Annotated in this window: 14 protein-coding genes and 1 pseudogene; 13 read left to right on the top strand and 2 right to left on the bottom strand. The window is 65.7% G+C overall.

Features of this window, described 5'->3' with window-relative positions; translation table 11 throughout:
* The first annotated feature begins 6 nt into the window (after positions 1–6).
* From WJ16_RS20970 to WJ16_RS34325, 10 genes are all read left to right on the top strand, one after another.
* Complete coding sequence (locus tag WJ16_RS20970; RefSeq protein ID WP_069261063.1) at positions 7–2,301, top strand: polysaccharide biosynthesis tyrosine autokinase; 2,295 nt, start codon at positions 7–9, stop codon at positions 2,299–2,301.
* Entirely contained in the window at positions 2,298–3,551 is a 1,254-nt protein-coding gene (locus WJ16_RS20965; protein WP_069259022.1) for a glycosyltransferase family 4 protein, read from the top strand. The genes WJ16_RS20970 and WJ16_RS20965 overlap by 4 nt, the downstream gene beginning before the upstream one ends.
* On the top strand, positions 3,548–4,702 hold the full coding sequence (locus WJ16_RS20960) for a polysaccharide pyruvyl transferase family protein (protein WP_069259021.1): 1,155 nt from the start codon (positions 3,548–3,550) through the stop codon (positions 4,700–4,702). The genes WJ16_RS20965 and WJ16_RS20960 overlap by 4 nt, the downstream gene beginning before the upstream one ends.
* A gap of 17 nt (positions 4,703–4,719) precedes the next feature.
* Positions 4,720–6,003 (top strand): polysaccharide biosynthesis protein, encoded by a 1,284-nt coding sequence (locus tag WJ16_RS20955; protein WP_236858362.1) that lies wholly within the window; start codon positions 4,720–4,722, stop codon positions 6,001–6,003.
* Positions 5,993–7,135 (top strand): hypothetical protein, encoded by a 1,143-nt coding sequence (locus tag WJ16_RS20950; RefSeq protein WP_069259019.1) that lies wholly within the window; start codon positions 5,993–5,995, stop codon positions 7,133–7,135. The genes WJ16_RS20955 and WJ16_RS20950 overlap by 11 nt, the downstream gene beginning before the upstream one ends.
* Positions 7,132–8,175 carry an acyltransferase family protein gene (locus tag WJ16_RS20945; RefSeq protein ID WP_069259018.1) on the top strand — a complete coding sequence of 348 codons (1,044 nt, stop codon included), beginning with the start codon at positions 7,132–7,134 and terminating at the stop codon, positions 8,173–8,175. Before WJ16_RS20950 ends, WJ16_RS20945 begins: the two co-directional genes overlap by 4 nt.
* Positions 8,176–8,911: 736 nt before the next feature.
* Complete coding sequence (locus WJ16_RS20940; protein ID WP_069259017.1) at positions 8,912–9,496, top strand: fimbrial protein; 585 nt, start codon at positions 8,912–8,914, stop codon at positions 9,494–9,496.
* 114 nt (positions 9,497–9,610) lie between these two features.
* A complete protein-coding gene (locus WJ16_RS20935; RefSeq protein WP_084636145.1) occupies positions 9,611–10,351 on the top strand; it encodes a fimbrial biogenesis chaperone in 741 nt (246 codons plus the stop codon).
* Between the two features lie 80 nt (positions 10,352–10,431).
* On the top strand, positions 10,432–13,077 hold the full coding sequence (locus tag WJ16_RS20930; RefSeq protein WP_418219871.1) for a fimbria/pilus outer membrane usher protein: 2,646 nt from the start codon (positions 10,432–10,434) through the stop codon (positions 13,075–13,077).
* A 94-nt stretch (positions 13,078–13,171) separates the two neighbouring features.
* On the top strand, positions 13,172–14,302 hold the full coding sequence (locus WJ16_RS34325; RefSeq protein ID WP_084636092.1) for a fimbrial protein: 1,131 nt from the start codon (positions 13,172–13,174) through the stop codon (positions 14,300–14,302).
* 123 nt (positions 14,303–14,425) lie between these two features.
* Here WJ16_RS34325 and WJ16_RS35860 read toward each other — a convergent pair whose 3' ends face one another.
* Together WJ16_RS35860 and WJ16_RS35855 are read right to left on the bottom strand one after the other, a co-directional pair.
* Positions 14,426–14,608 (bottom strand): response regulator, encoded by a 183-nt coding sequence (locus WJ16_RS35860; RefSeq protein ID WP_069259013.1) that lies wholly within the window; start codon positions 14,606–14,608, stop codon positions 14,426–14,428.
* 212 nt (positions 14,609–14,820) lie between these two features.
* A pseudogene (locus tag WJ16_RS35855) lies at positions 14,821–14,976 on the bottom strand (ATP-binding protein); the annotation flags it as partial.
* Between WJ16_RS35855 and WJ16_RS35850 the strand changes: the two are divergent.
* The 3 genes from WJ16_RS35850 (at position 14,957) to WJ16_RS20905 (ending at position 17,340) form a co-directional block, all read left to right on the top strand.
* Positions 14,957–15,244 (top strand): hypothetical protein, encoded by a 288-nt coding sequence (locus WJ16_RS35850; RefSeq protein ID WP_335622444.1) that lies wholly within the window; start codon positions 14,957–14,959, stop codon positions 15,242–15,244. The pseudogene WJ16_RS35855 and the gene WJ16_RS35850 sit on opposite strands and share 20 nt — an antisense overlap.
* A gap of 685 nt (positions 15,245–15,929) precedes the next feature.
* Entirely contained in the window at positions 15,930–16,472 is a 543-nt protein-coding gene (locus WJ16_RS20910) for a fimbrial protein (RefSeq protein ID WP_069259011.1), read from the top strand.
* Positions 16,473–16,575: 103 nt separating this feature from the next.
* On the top strand, positions 16,576–17,340 hold the full coding sequence (locus tag WJ16_RS20905) for a fimbrial biogenesis chaperone (RefSeq protein WP_084636091.1): 765 nt from the start codon (positions 16,576–16,578) through the stop codon (positions 17,338–17,340).
* Positions 17,341–17,449: the final 109 nt, after the last annotated feature.

Raw genomic sequence — 17,449 nt, 5'->3', positions numbered from 1 at the left:
CCGATGATGTCAAGCTCCCCCCCTCCGCGCATGCCCGAGCATGCCGACGAGATCACGCTGGCCGGCGTGATCGACACGTTGGTCTCCCATCGCTGGCTGATCGCGTGCGTCACCGCCGCATGCGTCGGCGCCGGCACGCTGTACGCATTCCTCAGCCATCCGCAATACCAGGCCGATATCCTGCTGCAGATCGAGGACAGCGGCGACGCATCCGCCGCGAAGAGCCTGCTCGGCGACGTGTCGTCGCTGTTCGACGTCAAGTCGACGGCCGCGGCCGAAGCGCAGATCCTCGCGTCGCGGCTCGTCGTCACGCGCGCCGTCGACGATCTGCGCAGCTACATCGACGTGCAGCCGAAGCGCTTTCCGGTCGTCGGCGATTTCATCTCGCGTTTCAACCCGGCCGTCGCGCGTCCCGGCGTGCTGGGCATCGGCGGCTATGCCTGGGGCAACGAGCGCGCCGATCTCCCCCGCTTCGACGTGCCGAAGCCGCTCGAAGGCGACCGTTTCGAACTGACGGTGCTCGACGGCGGGCGCTACCGGCTGTCGGGGCCGGGCCTCTCCGCGCCCGTCGTCGGGCAGCATGGCCGGACGGAAACGTTCCGCACGGCGGACGGCCCGCTCGTCGTCGAGCTCGCTCGCGCAGACGCGCAACCCGGCACGCGCTTCACGATCGTGCGCCAGTCGCGCGCGGAGACGATCGATACGCTGCGCCGCACGCTCGACGTGCAGGAGAAGGTCAAGCAGTCGGGCGTGATCGTCGCGACGCTGCGCGGCCCCGATCCGCAGCGCGTGCAGGCCACGCTGCAGGCCATCGCGAGCCACTACGTCCGACAGCACATCGAGCGCCGGTCCGCCGATGCCGCGCAGTCGCTGGCTTTCCTCAACACTCAACTGCCGATCCTCAAGAAGCAGCTTCAGCAAGCCGAGCAGCGCTATACGGACATGCGCAACGCGCACGGCGCAGTCGACCTGACCGAGGAAGCGAAGCTGGTGCTGCAGCAAACGGCCGACGCAAAAACGCGCCTGCTGGAATTGCAGCAGAAGCGCGACGAGATGGCCACGCGCTTCGCGTCCGGCCACCCCGACATGATCGCGATCGACGCGCAGATCGGCACGCTGCGCCGCCAGCAGCAGGACGTCGAACAGCAGGTGAAGCGCTTGCCCGATCTCCAGCAGAACGCATTGCGGCTGATGCTCGACGTAAAGGTCGACACCGATCTGTATACCGCGCTGCTCGGCAACGCGCAGCAGCTCGAGCTGGTGAAGGCGGGCCGGACCGGCAGCGTGCGGCTCGTCGACGCGCCGACCGTGCCCGATGAGCCCGTTCGCCCGAAGCGGACCATCGTGATCGGCGCGGCCGCGCTGTTCGGCTTCATGCTAGGCGTCGGGCTCGCGTTCGCGCGCGACTTCCTGTTCGGCGGCGTCGACAGCGCCGACGAAATCGAGCGGCACCTCGGCATGAACGTCTACGCGACGATTCCCGATTCGCCGGAGCAACGGCATGTCGCGCGCCGTATGGCCGCCCATGCGCCGGGCCCGCATCTGCTCAGCGTGCGCGATCCGCACGATGCGGCGATCGAAAGCCTGCGCAGCCTGCGCACCGCGCTGCGCTACGCGATGCAGGGCGCACGCAACAACGTGCTGCTGCTGAGCGGCCCGGCGCCGGGTGCGGGCAAATCGTTCGTGTCCGCGAATTTCGCGGCGCTGCTCGCCGCGAGCGGCGCGCGCGTGCTGCTCGTCGACGGCGATCTGCGCAAAGGCTATCTGCATGACTATTTCGGCGTCGCGCGCGAGCGCGGCTTCGCCGACGTATTGTCCAGCGACATCGCGCCGCACGACGCGATTCACTCGGGCGTCGTGCCGAACCTCGACTTCATCTCGACGGGCGCGTTGCAGCCGAACCCCGACGTGCTGCTCGCCGACGAGCGGATCGCGGCGCTGCTCGGCGAATGGTCGGCGCGCTATGACGCAGTGGTCATCGATTCCGCGCCGATTCTCGCGGTCGCCGATGCGGTCGTGCTCGGCCGGCATGCCGGCGCCGTGCTGCTGGTCGCGCGCGCCGGCGCGACGCGTCTCGCCGAGCTGGGCGAAGCCGCGCGACAGCTCGCGCACAACGGCATCGCGACAGCCGGCGTGCTGCTCAATGGCGTCATCCCGCGCGCGGGCCGTTACGGCGGCCGCTACGGCGCCTACCGCTATACGCGATACGGCGACGCGCCGCGTCGCGACACCCCCGCATCGCCGGCACGCCGCGTACTGCGTGCGCTGACGGCACGGCTTCGCCGAGGAGGCTCGCGATGAGCGACACGATCGATATCGGGCGCCACGCGCGCCCCGCCGCGGACGCCCCTAATGCGACCGCCCTCGCGCGGCCGCCCGGCCCCGCACGCACGGTGCCCGGCCAGCATCCGCGCCTTCGCATCGCGCTCGTCGTCGAAGCCGCGGGCGGCGGCGTCGCCGTCCATCTTGCCGATCTGATCCGCGGCCTGAGCGCACACGACGGCGTAGAGCTGCATCTGATCGTTCCGCAAGGCCCGCGATTCGACGCATCGATTCTCGATGCGGGCGTGCTTGCGCATTGCCGGTCCGTTCACTCGATACCGATGCGGCGCGCGGTCGGCTGGCGCGACGCGATTGCCGTCGCCACGCTCTACCGGCATCTGCTGCGCATCGGTCCCGACATCGTGCACAGCCACAGTTCGAAGGCCGGCGCGATCGCGCGGCTGTGTATCGGCCCCTGGCGACAGGTCTATACGCCGCACGCGGTGTACACGCTGAACCCGTCGCTGCGCGGCTGGCGCCGCCGCTTCTACGGCACGGTCGAACGCGTGCTCGGCAGCCGGTTCTCGAGCCGGATCGTCGCGGTCTCCCGCGACGAGGCAGCGCATCTGCACGACGCGCTCGGCATTCCGGACGCCCGCATCGACACGATCGCCAACGGCGTGCCGCCGCCGCGGCTGATGCCGCGCGACGACGCGAGGCGCGCGCTCGGCCTGCCGCGCGATGCGGTCGCGGTCGGCTTCGTCGGCCGCCTCGAGCACCAGAAGGGCGTCGATCGGCTCGTGCGCATCGCGCGCGGTGTCTATCGCCGGTGCGGCCACGCGGTGCAGTTCGTCGCGATCGGCCCCGGCGACTTCGACACGGCAGCCGGCCCCGACGCCGACGACGTGCCGCCGAACCTGCGTGTCGTCGGCGCCGTGGATGGCGCGAATCGCTACTTCTCCGCGTTCGACCTCTTCGCGCTGCCGAGCCGCTATGAAGGCTTTCCGTACGTCTGCCTCGAGGCGCTGGCCGCGCGCGTGCCGATCGTCGCGTCGAACGTGGCCGGCGCGGCCGAGCTGATCCGCTCGCACGGCATCGGCGTCGTGGTGCCGAACGACGACGATACGACCGACTTCATGCGTGCCGTCGTCACGCTCGCCGACGACCCGGCATTGCGACGCGGCATGCGCGCGAATTGCGCGCACGCCCTCGAACACTATTCCGCCGCCGAGATGGTCCGGCACACGCTCACGCTTTACCGCAGCGTGGTTCACCAGGAGCCGAAATGAACCCGACCACCCACATCGCGCTGTTGCATGCGTACAGCGCGCGCAATTCCGGCGACGGCCTGTTGGTCGATCTGTCCGCCAGGCTACTGCGTGACGCATTCGGCGATGCGATCCGGATCTCGATCGTCGCGGCCGATCCGGCTTCGTTTCCTGCCTACGACGACGTCGGCCCTGCGCCCGTGCTGGCCGACCGCGGCGCGAGCCGGGTGACGGGCGCGGCCCGCTGCGTGCTGCCCGTCCGCGCGAACGGGCGGCTGCACGACTTGCGACGCCTGCTCGACCGCGTCGATCTGATCGTCGGCGTCGGCGGCGGCTATCTGCGCGCGCGCAATTGCCATGAGGCGCTGAAGCTGGAAGCCGGCCACCTGCTGCAGATGCGCGCGGCGAAGGCCTCGGGCAAACCGGCCGTGTACCTGCCGCAAAGCATCGGCCCCGCGCGGCCGGCATGGCCCGTGGGCACGCACCTGCGCCGCCTGCTCGCGTCGTTCGACACGGTATTCGTGCGGGACGACCGTTCGTCAGCGTTCCTGTCGGCCAATGCGAACACGCGTCGCGCGCCCGATCTGGCGGTGCTCGATTTCGAGCGCCGCAGCGACACGATCCTGCAGCGGGCCGCCCGCGCCGGCGACGGCGTGCGCCACATCGCATTCGTGCTGCGTCGTCCACCGGCGTGGAATCGCTTGCAGTGCGCACGTTACGCCGCATCGGTCGCGCGGCTGATCGAGCGCGTGCGCCCGCATTGCCGCATCTCGTTCGCGGTGCAGAGTGCCTGCCGCGGCAACGACGACACCGCGTACTACCGCGACATCGGCATCCAGGACGCGCTCGTGCCGCTCAAGACGCTGCTCGCGCACGACGTGCCCGACTGGGTCGTCTCGGTACGCCTGCACGGCGCGCTGGAATCCGTGCTGCAAGGCGTGCCGGCGTTCCACGTCAGCTACGAGCGCAAGGGTTTCGGCGCTTATGCGGACCTGCATCTTGACGACTGGGTCGTCAACGGCGCGGCGTTCGATCCGGACGCGGTCGCCGACAAGATCCTCGCAGACGGCTCGGCAACCGCATTCTGGCGGTCGGCCCGGACAGGGCTCGACCGGATTCGCACCGCGCGCGAACACGTGGTCGACGCGTTGCGCGCGGCGCGATACGCATGACGATCCGGACACTGCCCATGCTCATTCGACTCGCCCTCAGATTCGCTGCGCTCGGCCTGAAATTCGGCCTGACGATCGTCATCGCGCGCACGCTCGGCTTCGATGCGGTCGCCGTCTACGGGCTCGCGGTCGCCGTGTCCGTCATTGCATCGAAGCTGCTCGGGCTCGGCTTCAGCACGGAACTCAACCGCCGACTGAGCGCGAGCGACCCGCTGCCCGCGATCGGCGAGGCGCGCAGGTTGGGCATCCTGTTCGGCGGGCTTTATCTACTGGCCTGCACGTCGCTCGCGATCGCATCGCTCGCCGGCTTTCCGGCCGACGCATTCGGCCTGTCGACGCGCGTGCTCTGGTGCATCCTGCTCGTTGCGCTCTCCGAACACGCGGCATTCGAAACGAATGCATGGATGTTCTCGCTGCACCGCCCGCGCATGGGCTCGTTGCTGCTGTTCGTCCGCACCGGCGCATGGGCCGGCATCGCGTGCGCCGGCCTGCTCTCCGGCGCAGTGCGCTCGATCGAAGCCGTCTTCGCGCTGTGGTTCGCATGCAATGCGTGCGTCGTGGCCGTGTCGTGGCAACGCATCGGCGTGCTGGCGCGCCGGGCCCGCCACGCGCGGCGAATCGCACATGCGCCGGCGGCCCGCGACATGATCGCGGTCTGGCTGCACGGCCTGCCGTTCTACGCGGCAGGCGGGCTGCTGTCGATCCTGCAGTACGCCGAACGCTTCATCGCCGGCGGCCACGTGAATGCCGACGCGCTCGGCCGCTACGTTTTCGCGTGGTCGGTCGCCAATGGCGTGCAGACGGTCGCATTCGCGGCGGTCGTCGCCACGGCCGCGCCCGGCTTCGTGCGCGCGCTCGCGGACGATCCCGCCGAATTCCGTCGTCGGCTTCGCCGCGCGGTGGCGGCAAGTGCGAGCCTGGCGGCATTGCTGTCCGTCGCGATCCTCGTCGTCCACGACGACCTGTTCCGGCTCGCGAACGAGCGGCCCGGCGCGCACGAGGTCGCGTTGCTGGCGGTGCTGCTCGCGTCGTTCGTGCTGCGCGCGGCCGCCGACGTGCTGTGGGCGGCCACGATCGCGCTGCGGGCCGGCGTCGCCGTCACGCTGGTGATGGCGGGTATCGCGGTGGTCTGCGTGCCGGCCGCGTGGTACCTGATCGCGGTTTTCGGCACGACCGGCGCGGCACTCGCGCATCTGACGGCCAGCATCGCGATCGTCGCCGCCCTGGCGACGATCGCCCTGCGCGGCGGGCGAATCCACTCGGCCAGCGCGATCCGGAGGAGCGTATCCGATGCTGCATAAGCTGATCGGCGCAGGGCCGCTCCTCAGCCGCGGATTGACTCGCGCGATCGCGGCACTGGCCGTGTTGCTCTACTGGATCGTCTATGCGAAAGCCGATGCGTTCCTGCCGGAATACGTGTTCCGTGACGCGGAGAAGATCCAGAGCCAGATCGGCGGATCGGGCAGCTACGACGGCACCTCGTTCGATGCCGTCGCGAAGTTCTACGCGATGCTGGGCCCCGCCGGCACGCACGTGTTCACCGCCGCGGTCGGCGCGCTGTTCATCTGCCTGATGATCGCGCAGGGGCGCCGCATCGGTTCGCTCGCGGCGAGCCTCGTGCTGCTCGTGCCCTGCGTGTTCTTCAACCTGTTCGTCGCGAGCAAAGACACGCTCGTCGTGCTGATCGCGATCGTGCTGGCCAGGGTCGCGCAGCGCCGCCCGGCGCTCGTCGCGATCGCGGCGGCCGTCGGGCTGTACGGCGCCTATGCGGCAATCGTGCGCAGCTATTTCGCGCTGATTCTCGGGTTCGCGCTCGTCGTGCTGCTGTTCCGACGCGGCTCATGGCGCCGCAGGACGCTGCTGATGCTCGCCGCGCCGCTCGTGCTCGTGCTGCTGCCGAACGACGCGTATTACCTGCTGCTGCATCCGCGCGACATGGCTGCGGACTACCTCGCATACGGTTCGCCGTACGGTGCGCGCACCAGCTTCCACAACCCGGTCGCCCCGACGTCGTTCTTCGCGTTCTGCGTCGATTACCTGTACGCGGTGCTGCGGCTGAACCTGCCGGTGCTATTCTCTCCCGGGCCGAAGGAAATCGCGATGCAGGGGTTTGTCTGGATCGCACTGGCCGCCGTATGGCGGCGCACGCCTGGCGAAGGCCGGCTGGCCCGCGACGCGCTCGCGTCGCTCGTCATCGGCCACGTCGCCGTGTCTATGCTGTTCGAGCCCGATCTCGGCAGTTACACGCGCCACTTGTCGAGCGTAGCGCTGCTGTGCGCGATACAGTTCGCCGGCTTCGCGCGTCCGGCACCCAGGATAGGCAGTCCGGCGTCCACGCCGGGCACCGGCGCGGTCGCCGCACGCGGCATCGAAGCGGTCGCATCTCCATCCGCCATCCCGCCTTCGCGACGCACGGCCCAGGGGGGCATGTGAACGCGAACGCACAGCGCCAACCCATCTACCTGAACATCCAGTGCGCGCGGGCGCTCGCCGCGCTCGCGGTAGTCGCCTATCACCTGCACGTGCTGCCGTCCGGGCAGGCCGGCGTCGACGTCTTCTTCGTGATCAGCGGATTCATCATGGCGTGCGTCGCGCCGTACGAGGGGCGCGATTTCCTCGTCAAGCGCCTGATCCGGATCGTGCCGCTCTACTGGGTGACGACACTCGGCATCTACGCGATCGCGCTGTTCCGCCCTCACTGGCTGAACACGACGACGGCAGCGCCCGACTATCTCGTCAAGTCGCTGTTGTTCATCCCGTACGTGAAAGAAAACGGCCATTGGGGACCGCTGAATCTCAACGGCTGGACACTCGAATACGAGATGCTGTTCTATCTCGCCGTCGCGGCCGCGCTGGGCTGCGGGCGCGCGCGTCATGCACCCGCGCTCGCCGCGCTGATGCTGGCGTTGCTGTGCGCATGCGCGGCCGCTGTCGACCCATCCGGCGCTACCGTCCCCGGCCATCTCGGGCAGCCGTTCGTGCTGGAATTCGGTCTCGGTGTCATGGCGCACGGCGTGCTGCAAGGCGGCGTCGCGAAGCGGGTCGCCGCACCCGTATGGGCTGCCGTCGTCGTTGCCGCCATCGCGGCAATCCCGTTGCTGCAGATGCGCCACGGCACGCCGGAAGGGTTCGCGCGGGTCGTGCTGTGGGGTGGCCCCGCGTTCATGCTGATTGTCGCGCTGGTGGCGCTCGACAAGTGGAACTGGACCAGCAGGAGCCGGATCATGGCCGCGCTCGGCGCATCCAGCTATTCGATCTACCTGATCCACCCCTATGTGATCGGCATGGCCGGCAAACTTGCCGGACTGCGCGCCGATCCTCGCACGGGGGCGGGCCTTGGCGCCGCGTGTGCGATCCTCGGCGCGGCCTGCGTCTGCGGTTACGTCTGTCACGTATGGATCGAACGGCCGATGTTGAGAGCGCTGAACCGGAGATTCGTGCGCGCACGCGGCGTGGCTGAATCGTCGACGTGATCGCCGGCACGATGCGACAAGGCCGGTCCCAACTGGCCGCGCCCGCTGCCGCGGCGCCGGATCGGGTCGATACTCGAACTACCGATCGGCACCCGCCGCCGGCGAATCCCTCCGGGCCGCCGCACGCGGGCTGTACCGGGGATCGCCACGACACGCCCCGTCAGCGGGCGCCGCACGCCCGGTTGCACGTTGAATCCGTCGACGTCCGACGCATCAGGGCGATTTGCAGCGCGCGGATGCGCTCGTGTCGACCGGTGACAGCCGGTCGAACCACACGCGGCAGGTCGCAATGAGCATCGTGTATCTCGGGATGAAGCGCATACCCGCACGGGAACAACCGGCTGGACTGCAGCGACGCCGCGTACGCCCGCGTCGGCCACACCCGGATATCGCAGACGATGGGCGCCGACGTGCGGCTCGCGCGGGATGGCTTCCGGATCGGCATTCGTCGAAGCCCGTCGTCGTCACATCTTCCGATTCTCCGACCCGGCGCACCCCCGAAATTTAACATTTTATGCAGGTTGCCTAACAATCCTCCCCCCAAACGTTCTTTTTAGTACTTGTACTAGATCAATGGACTCCGCTTTAGTTGTCGTCCCATTTCTCGCTATACCTGATATCAGGAAAATACGTATCGAAATACATACATCGAGATTCATCTCATGCCCCCCTCCCCAGAGCGGAGTCTCATGTGCGTTTTCATCACCTTCTCAATCCACTGTTTGGAACTCAATCAATGAAAATCGCGAAAAGCACCTCCGCACTTTCCCTGTTCGTGATCGCGGCCGGCCTCGCGGCAGCTTCGGCAGCGCATGCGTCGGACGGCACGATCAACTTCACTGGCTCGGTCGTCGCATCGACCTGCAAGATCAATGAGGGCGTCAACGATCTGTCCGTCACGCTGCCGAAGGCATCGACCAACCAGCTCTCCGCGGCAGGCAAGACTGCGGGCCGTACGCCGTTCAAGCTCACGCTGACGGGCTGCACGACCGACAAGGAAGAGGGCGGCACGACGATTCCGGCGCCGGTCAACAAGGTATCGGTAGCGTTCGAGCCGGGCCCGAACGTGAACCTCGCAACCGGCCGTCTGAAGCTGACTGGCGCGGATGCGGCGAAGAACGTCGAAATCGGAATCCTGAACGACAAGTATCAGGACATCAAGGTCGGTGCCGAAAGCTCCGCGCAGAACTCGCAGATCGTCGATATCGACACGACGGCCGGCACCGCGACGCTGCAGTATTCGGCTCAATACGTGGCAACCGGCGAAGCAACCGGCGGTTCGGCGAACTCGTTCGTCACCTACTCGCTGATCTATCCCTGAGCACTCGGTTGATTGAGTGAGAGAGCCGGCCTCCGGACGAGGCCGGCCCTCCGGAACACATTTCCGAATTCGCTCCGCAATTTATTCGGACTACAGAATACAAGGAGGAGAATGATGAAACTTTTTGCGCCCTATCGCATGCTGGCGCTGCTGATGACCGCCCTGTCCTGCATGAGTGCTCAAGCGAGCGTGACGCTTTCCGGCACACGCGTCGTATTTCCGGGCGCCGACAAGGAAGTCACGGTTCAACTGTCGAATGACGGCAAGGCGCCGGCCCTCGTCCAGGCGTGGATCGACACGGGTGACGAGCGTGCCGCACCGGACCAGATCGACGTGCCGTTCGTGATGACGCCGACGATCTTCCGGCTCGAGGCCGGCAAAGGTCAGACCATCCGGATCATTCACTCGGGCGAAGCGCTGCCGGCCGACAAGGAGTCGTTGTTCTGGTTGAACGTGCTCGACGTGCCGCCGAAAGCGTCGGCCGACGACGACAGAAATCGCCTGATGATCGCGTTTCGCACACGCGTGAAGCTGATGTACCGGCCGGACGGGTTGCCGGGAAATGCGGCCGACGCGCCACGTCAGCTCACATGGAAGATCGCGGCCGATCCCGATAACCGGCTGGTTCTGAAGGCAACCAATCCGACGCCCTACGTCGTCAACCTCGGCGGCATCGCGCTGCATGCGAACGGCAAGACGCTGGACGCAGGCGTGGGCTATGTGCGTCCCGGCGAAACCGCCTCGTTCCCGGTCAAGGGTCTGACGAACGCCGACGCAACCGGCGGCACGGTCGTATACAGCAGCTTCGACGACTGGGGCGGCAACCGATCCAACGAGGCCGCCGTGTCGCGGTGACGTAACGCGCGCGCCGTCGATTCGGCCAGGCCACTCGATCCGAGAGGAACACTCAATTCAACACTGACGGGAAAGATTAAATGATGGAGAAGCGGCAACCGAGCATGCAGGCGGAGACAGAACCGAAGCTGAAGCCGGTTTGCGCGCTGCTTCTCACGATCATCGCGGGTTGGCAGGCGCACGCCCATGCGGCGGATGCCGATGCCGGGGTGCTGCAGGTCGCACAAACGGAGTTCGCGCAGGTCGAGTTCGAGGGCGGCTTCCTGAACAACGGCAGCGGCGCGATCGACGTGTCGCGCTATGAGCGTCGCAACGTCGTGCGGGCCGGCATGTACAAACCCGACGTCTATGTCGACGGCAACTGGGTCGGTCGCATCGAATTGCAGTTCAAGAGCGCGCCGAACACGGCCGATGCGCAGCCATGCTTCGACAAGGCGCAGTTCGCGCTGATCGGCGTCGATCTGTCGAAGCTGCCGCAGGACGTGCGCGCGACGCTTGACGAGGACGGCGCATGCCTGCGTGTCGGTCAGGCCATTCAGGAAGCATCGGTCAGCTACGACTTCAACGAGCAGCGGCTCGATCTGAGCATCCCGCAGATCTCGATGCGGCGGCAGGCACGCGGCTACGTGAGCCCCGACCAGTGGAGCGAGGGCATCCCGGTCGGCATGCTCGACTACAACGCGAGCGTGTATCACTCGCGTACCGGCGGCCAGGGAGAAAGCACGCAGGGCTACGTCGGCGTCAACGGTGGCGTCAACGTCGGACGCTGGCACTTCCGTCACAACGGCTCGTTCAACTGGGACGATCGCGGCCACAGGAAGTACGAAAACGTCTCGACCTACCTGCAGCGCGACCTGACCGCGTGGTCGTCGCAATTGATCGTCGGCGATGCGTACACATCCGGCGATCTGTTCGACTCGACGTCGTTCCGCGGCGTGCGCCTGTATACCGACGACCGCATGCTGCCCGAATCGCAGCGCGGCTATGCGCCGGTCGTGCGCGGCGTCGCCAACACCAACGCGAAGGTCACGGTCACGCAGAACGGCGCTACGCTGTACGAGACGACCGTCGCGCCGGGCGCGTTCGTGATCGACGACCTGTATCCGACCGGGTACGGCGGCGACCTGAAGGTCAGCGTGACGGAAGCCGACGGCTCCGTACATTCGTTTACCGTACCGTACGCGGCGGTGCCGCTGTCGCTGCGTCCCGGCCAGAATCGCTACAGCTTCACGACGGGCGTCGTGCGCAACCTGCCGAACACCACGCCGTACTTCGCGCAGGCAACCTGGCAGCGCGGCGTCACGAACCTGCTGACGGGCTACGGCGGCGTAACGTTCGCGCAAGGCTACCTGTCCGCGATGGCCGGCGCGGTGCTGAACACGTCGTTGGGCGCGGTCGGCGTGGACGTCACGCATGCGACGACGTCGATTCCCGGCGAGCGGCGCTATTCGGGGCAGAGCTTCCGGATCAGTTACGCAAAGGCCGTCGCCGCGACCGGCACGAACGTCGCGATCGCCGCGTATCGCTATTCGACGAACGGCTTCTTCGCGCTGAACGATGCGATGCTCGCGCGCGACCAGACGAGACTCGGCACCGGATCGACCAGCGTGTCCCGGCAGCGCAACCGCGCGTCGCTGACGGTGAGCCAGTCGCTCGGCGCCCGCGGCGGCAGCCTGAACGCAACCGCATCGGCGTCGACCTACTGGAACCGCAGCGGGTCGGACGTCAACTTCACGGTCGGCTACAGCAATACGTTCCGCAGCGTCGCGTACAGCGTGTCGGCGACGCGCCAGCGCGACGCATGGGGCCAGTCGAGCACGATGTACTACGCCAACCTGTCGATTCCGCTCGGCAAGACGCGACCGATGACGCTCGCGACCAGTTTCAGCCGCGACACGCGCGGTTCGACGCAAGCGCAAACGAGCCTGTCGGGCGCACTCGGCGTCGACAACAACCTGTCGTACGGCGTCAACGTGAACCACGGCAATTCGTCGGGCACGTCGCAGACCAACGGCGGCGCGAACATCCAGTACCGCGGGCCGATCGCCGAACTGAGCGGCAGCGTCAGCGCAGCCGCCGGCTATCAGCAGTTCTCGGCAGGCGCGCGCGGCGCGATCGTCGCGCATCGCGGCGGCGTCACGCTGTCGCAACCGCTGTCGGAGACCTTCGCGATCATCGAGGCGCCGAATGCCGAAGGCGCGCGCGTGACCAACACGTCGGGCGTGCGCATCGACCGGCGTGGCTATGCGGTCGTGCCGTACCTGACGCCGTTTTCGATGAACGACATCGGCATCGATCCGAAGGGGTTGTCGACCGATGTCGAATTGAAGGAAACCAGCCAGCGCATTGCGCCGCTGGCTGGCGCGGTGCCGATGCTGACGTTCAAGACGGCATACGGACGCTCCGCGGTCATCCGCGCGCGGCAGGCCGACGGTTCGCCGGTGCCGTTCGGCGCGACCGTGACCGATGCGGGCGGCAAGGACGTCGGCACGGTCGGCCAGGGCGGCAAGCTGCTCGCGCGCGGGCTCGTGGATCAGGGTGAACTGAAGGTGCAGTGGGAAGCGGGTCGTGGCAAATCGGTGTGCGCGCTGTCGTATTCGCTGCCGGTGCGCAAGCAAGCCGCGACCTACCAGTCGCTCCAGAGCCTTGAACTGCCGTGCGTGGCGAGCGAGGCCGCCAGCTACGCGCCGGCGGTATCGAATCGTGTTGCGTCCGCACGTCGGTGACACTGCGCAATATTCACTACGGAAACGGTCGAACGTCGCCGTCGGCAAAGCCCGCGAGCATTTCGGATCGTTTGCGATTTAACGGGATAGAGTCATGAAATGGATGAATACGGCGGGAAACACAAACCGGCTTGCGAGCGCGCTGCGCGCGTCGAATCGCTCCGCAATACGACGAGCGATGCAATGCCTGGCGCTGTGCACGATTGCTTTCTCTGAATTCGCATTTTCTGCTTGCGAATTGTCGGCCACCGGCTATTGGTTTTCCCCCAGGCTCCCTGCAACTGTCAGTGTGACTCAGGACGAAATTGCTTTGGGAATCCAGTTTCCGAACTCGACCACTGCGTATAACACTGCTGCATTTGTGTCCGGTCGTGAATGGGATTGTTGGTATGACGAATACGTGTTCACGCCCACCCAGAAGGTTATCCCGAATGTAACCTACAAAACAAGCACTGGAAAAGTGGCTGCCGTTTTCGAAACCGGCATACCCGGGATTGGCTTTGCGGTTGAAGTGTCGATTGGAGATGGCATCAATGGCTACACCCAGACGCCACTTATCAATGGAGACCTCTCCGTACGCGTACCCAATGGTGGTACGATGAACAATGGCACGATTGCTGCAGTAGTGACACTCGTCTCGGCCGGCGGCCTCGCGACGGGAAGCTGGACCTCCAAGGCCACAACGTTTTTCAACTTCAGGTTGAAATATCGAGGCGCGTTTCTTCCGGGAAACAGCCCATCGGCATACATCTCCCCGACGAGCACACAGGTGGCGGCACGGGCGTGCAAAGTCACATCCGGTGCAACCAATTCGGTTACGTTGCCAACCCTGGTCGCGCCGAGTCTCAAGGCGCCCGGTGACGTCGCATCTGCCCGATCGGCGCCGTTCTCGGTCGGCCTGAACTGCGACGCCAACGTCAGTGTTCACGCGACGTTGACCGATGCGACGAATCCCGCGAATACGGGCAGCGCGCTGAGCCTTGCGTCCAGCTCGACGGCAGCGGGCGTCGGGATTCAAATCCTCAAAAAGGGTGACAGCACGCCGTTGAAGTTCGGGCCGGATTCATCCGGCAAGGGGAACACGAATCAGTGGTTGGTCGGCAAGTCCTCTGCAGCCAACACCAAAATTTCGGTGCCGTTCGAGGCCAGGTACGTGAAGGTCGCGGAAAAGATCAAGCCGGGCACCGTGAGCGCACTCAGCACGATCACGTTTTCGTATCAGTAGTCGTGCCTTCATTCGGCGCAGGCCGGTGCAAGCGGTCGATTGCATGCGTGATTAAAGCTTGAACGCCGGACCGGACACGCTCGACGTCGCCCCTTTTTCGTTCATCGACCGCTCCGCGCAGGCTCACGTATCGCGCGACTTCGCGTCACCCGCGAGCGCGAAGCCGCCGCGCACAGGCATGTCGAGATCGGTCAGAACGACGTGGTACGGTCGCTCGAAGCAGGCGCGCATCGCCTCGATGCCGTTGGAGACGATCGTCGCGTCGTCGCCCAACGCGTCGAGCTGGTCGCGCAGCAACGCCGCCATGCCGGATGATCCTCGGCGACAAGCACTTGCAACGGTTCTTCATCGTCGGCCTCTGCGCCTGCTTCGGATTCCGCCTCCGCTTCGTACCCGCGCGCGGTATCCGCGAACGTCCCGGATTCCGGCGAATCGTCTCGCCAGCCGGACGGTGCTTCGGGCAGCGGCAATGCAGCCACGCAAACCGTGCCTTCGCCAAGACGGCTGTCGACATTCAACGCTCCCCCCATCAGCATCACGATGCGCCGGCACAGTGGCAGCCCGAGCCCCATGCCGCCGAAGCGCCGGCAGATCGTTGCATCGGTCTGGACATAGACATCGAACAGCGTCGGCAGGCTGTCTTCAGGAATGACGATGCCCGCTTTCGACGCCACGGCCGTCCGGTTCTGCCTTTGCAAGCCGCACGTCGATCGTCACGCCGCCGCACTTCGAAAACTTGATCGTATTGCTAATGATTTTCAAGATCAATTACCGCATCCCGGTCGGATCGCCCAAATAACCGTCGGCGAGATCCTGCGCAATACGGCACGTCAGCGCGAAGCTTTTCGCATCCGCGAGCGGGTGAAAAATCGAAGCGATGTCGCATACAACACACCGCAGGTCAAACGGGGTGCGTCCCAACACCATCCGGTTCGACTCTGACTTCAGCGCCCGCACGGCAGCACATCGATCCCGCGGCACCTGGTGCACACGAAATGCGCATCGAGATAGACGGTGCCGTATCTCGCGCGCTCGACCGCACGCGCCGGCATCACGCATGTACGCGCACTGCCTGCGGACGTGCCTGGACGGAAGCACGCTTCTGCCATCTGCGCTGGTCTCGAGTCTTCGATTCATGATGTCTTCGTTGATGGTCGTATCTGCCTCGAGCAGGTTAAGACAGATGTCAGGCAAGGCCGGGAAGTTTCGTTTGGCATAGCTCATACGAGCAGGCCATCGGTCTTTGCCGAATGGCATACCCGTCAACCGGCACATTCCGCTCTCGACACATCATCCAATTCATATGCATTCCGAATCAATTTCCCGTGATCAAAAAATGCCAGATCAAGACGCGCAGTAGCGCCGCAAGCTTGATCTCACGCCAGTCACTTGTGCGACTCGTGCGACCACCTCGCACCTGATGTTGTTTGACAAATATTTCGTACGAGAACGAGCCATTTTACCAATCCATTAGGACTCGACCAATTCTTTCAACCCTCTTACTCGGAAACAATGTCAACTGTTTCCTGCCGCTGCGACCGGCGTGTCTCAGCAACGGCAACAGCAGTGCAAAGGAAACGTCGGTGCGTCATCTCTCGACGCAAGACCATTAACCACAGGTAATCACATGTCCAAAAAAGCACTTTCCATCCTGATGGCGACAGCGGGTCTCCTCGCCGCTGCGTCGTCGGCCCATGCGGCGGACGGCACGATCACGATCACCGGCGAGATCACCGCCCAGACCTGCAACATCTCGGGCGACGGCGGCGGCAAGGACTTCACCGTCACGCTGCCCAACGTGTCGACGTCGTCGCTGTCCACGCCGGGGTCGACGGCCGGTCGCAAGCCGTTCCGCATCGCACTGTCCAACTGCTCGCCGAACTCGGGCAATGCTTCGGTGTACTTCGAACCTGGCACGACGGTCAACGCACAGACGGGCCAGCTTTTCAATGCGACGGGTGACGCGAGGAACGTCGAGGTCGGCCTGCTGAACAAGGACGGTTCGAACATCAAACTCGGAGCGGCCCAGGCACAGCAGAACTCGCAGGTCGTGCCGATCTCGGGTGGCGCGGCAACCCTCGATTACTACGCGCAATACGTCGCGACCGGCGGCAGCGCCACGGCCGGCACGGTCGGCACGTCGGTCATGTACTCGGTCTCGTATCAGTAATCCGGTCTCGCGACCAGCGGCCCGGGCTCGCGGAGCAACGCGGCGCACGGGCCGCGTCCGACCGACGGTATGTGATCTGTCTATTTACAAGGAGAAATCGGCGATGGGGAAGTCAATGAACTGGCGCTCGAGCGTGGGCGCTGCGGCACTGGTCGCGTCGCTGTCCGGCATTGGCGCAGCGAATGCGAGCGTGGTAATCAACGGAACGCGCGTGGTCTATCCGGAACAGGAGCGCGAGGTCACGGTCAAGCTGACCAACGATGGCGACAGGCCCTCGCTCGTGCAGGCCTGGCTGGACGACGGCAACGCGAACGCGCTGCCTGACGAGTCGAAGGTGCCGTTCATGCTGACACCGCCGTTGTTCCGCCTCGATCCGCAGAAAGGCCAAAGCCTGCGGCTGATCTACACGAAGGCGCCGCTCGCACAGGACAAGGAAACACTGTACTGGCTCAACGTGCTCGACGTCCCGCCGCAGGCGGCCAACGATCCGGACGCCCCCAACCTGTTGCAGCTCGCGTTCCGCTCGCGCATCAAGTTGTTCTTCCGTCCCGCCGCGCTGCAGGGCGTGGCCGACGAGTCGGCTGAGAAGGTCACCTGGAATTTCGCGCCGAAGGCCGGCGGCGGCTATGCACTGCAAGCGAAGAATCCGACGCCTTACCACGTGACGTTCACGAAGCTGACCGTCAAGTCCGGCGGCGCCACGTGGACCAACGACAAGGGCGGCATGGTCAAACCCGGCTCGACCGAGCAATTCGACCTCGGTAACGTGCCGTCGATGCCAGCGGGGCCGATCGAGGTCGACTACACGTTCCTCAACGACTACGGCGCAGGCATCGAAGGCAACTACGCGCCGAAAAAAGCACACTGACGCCGCCCGACCATCCCTGAATCACTCGTAGCTGACCGGCCGGCGTGGCAATCGCACCGGCACTGGCAATCCGTCGTTCGCATCATGCAGATGCGGCATTAATACATCG

Source organism: Burkholderia metallica, from assembly GCF_001718555.1.
Classification (GTDB): domain Bacteria; phylum Pseudomonadota; class Gammaproteobacteria; order Burkholderiales; family Burkholderiaceae; genus Burkholderia; species Burkholderia metallica.
This window is presented reverse-complemented; position numbering and strand designations above follow the sequence as displayed.

What these genes read in the sequence shown, in the direction of transcription:
- WJ16_RS20930 (WP_418219871.1), top strand. Translation starts at nt 10,432, where the DNA reads ATGATGGAGAAGCGGCAACCGAGCATGCAGGCGGAGACAGAACCGAAG.
- WJ16_RS20905 (WP_084636091.1), top strand. Translation starts at nt 16,576, where the DNA reads ATGGGGAAGTCAATGAACTGGCGCTCGAGCGTGGGCGCTGCGGCACTG.
- WJ16_RS20910 (WP_069259011.1), top strand. Translation starts at nt 15,930, where the DNA reads ATGTCCAAAAAAGCACTTTCCATCCTGATGGCGACAGCGGGTCTCCTC.
- WJ16_RS35860 (WP_069259013.1), bottom strand. Translation starts at nt 14,608, where the DNA reads ATGGCGGCGTTGCTGCGCGACCAGCTCGACGCGTTGGGCGACGACGCG.
- WJ16_RS20970 (WP_069261063.1), top strand. Translation starts at nt 7, where the DNA reads ATGTCAAGCTCCCCCCCTCCGCGCATGCCCGAGCATGCCGACGAGATC.
- WJ16_RS20955 (WP_236858362.1), top strand. Translation starts at nt 4,720, where the DNA reads ATGCTCATTCGACTCGCCCTCAGATTCGCTGCGCTCGGCCTGAAATTC.
- WJ16_RS20940 (WP_069259017.1), top strand. Translation starts at nt 8,912, where the DNA reads ATGAAAATCGCGAAAAGCACCTCCGCACTTTCCCTGTTCGTGATCGCG.
- WJ16_RS20950 (WP_069259019.1), top strand. Translation starts at nt 5,993, where the DNA reads ATGCTGCATAAGCTGATCGGCGCAGGGCCGCTCCTCAGCCGCGGATTG.
- WJ16_RS20935 (WP_084636145.1), top strand. Translation starts at nt 9,611, where the DNA reads ATGAAACTTTTTGCGCCCTATCGCATGCTGGCGCTGCTGATGACCGCC.
- WJ16_RS20965 (WP_069259022.1), top strand. Translation starts at nt 2,298, where the DNA reads ATGAGCGACACGATCGATATCGGGCGCCACGCGCGCCCCGCCGCGGAC.
- WJ16_RS20960 (WP_069259021.1), top strand. Translation starts at nt 3,548, where the DNA reads ATGAACCCGACCACCCACATCGCGCTGTTGCATGCGTACAGCGCGCGC.
- WJ16_RS34325 (WP_084636092.1), top strand. Translation starts at nt 13,172, where the DNA reads ATGAAATGGATGAATACGGCGGGAAACACAAACCGGCTTGCGAGCGCG.
- WJ16_RS35850 (WP_335622444.1), top strand. Translation starts at nt 14,957, where the DNA reads ATGCCCGCTTTCGACGCCACGGCCGTCCGGTTCTGCCTTTGCAAGCCG.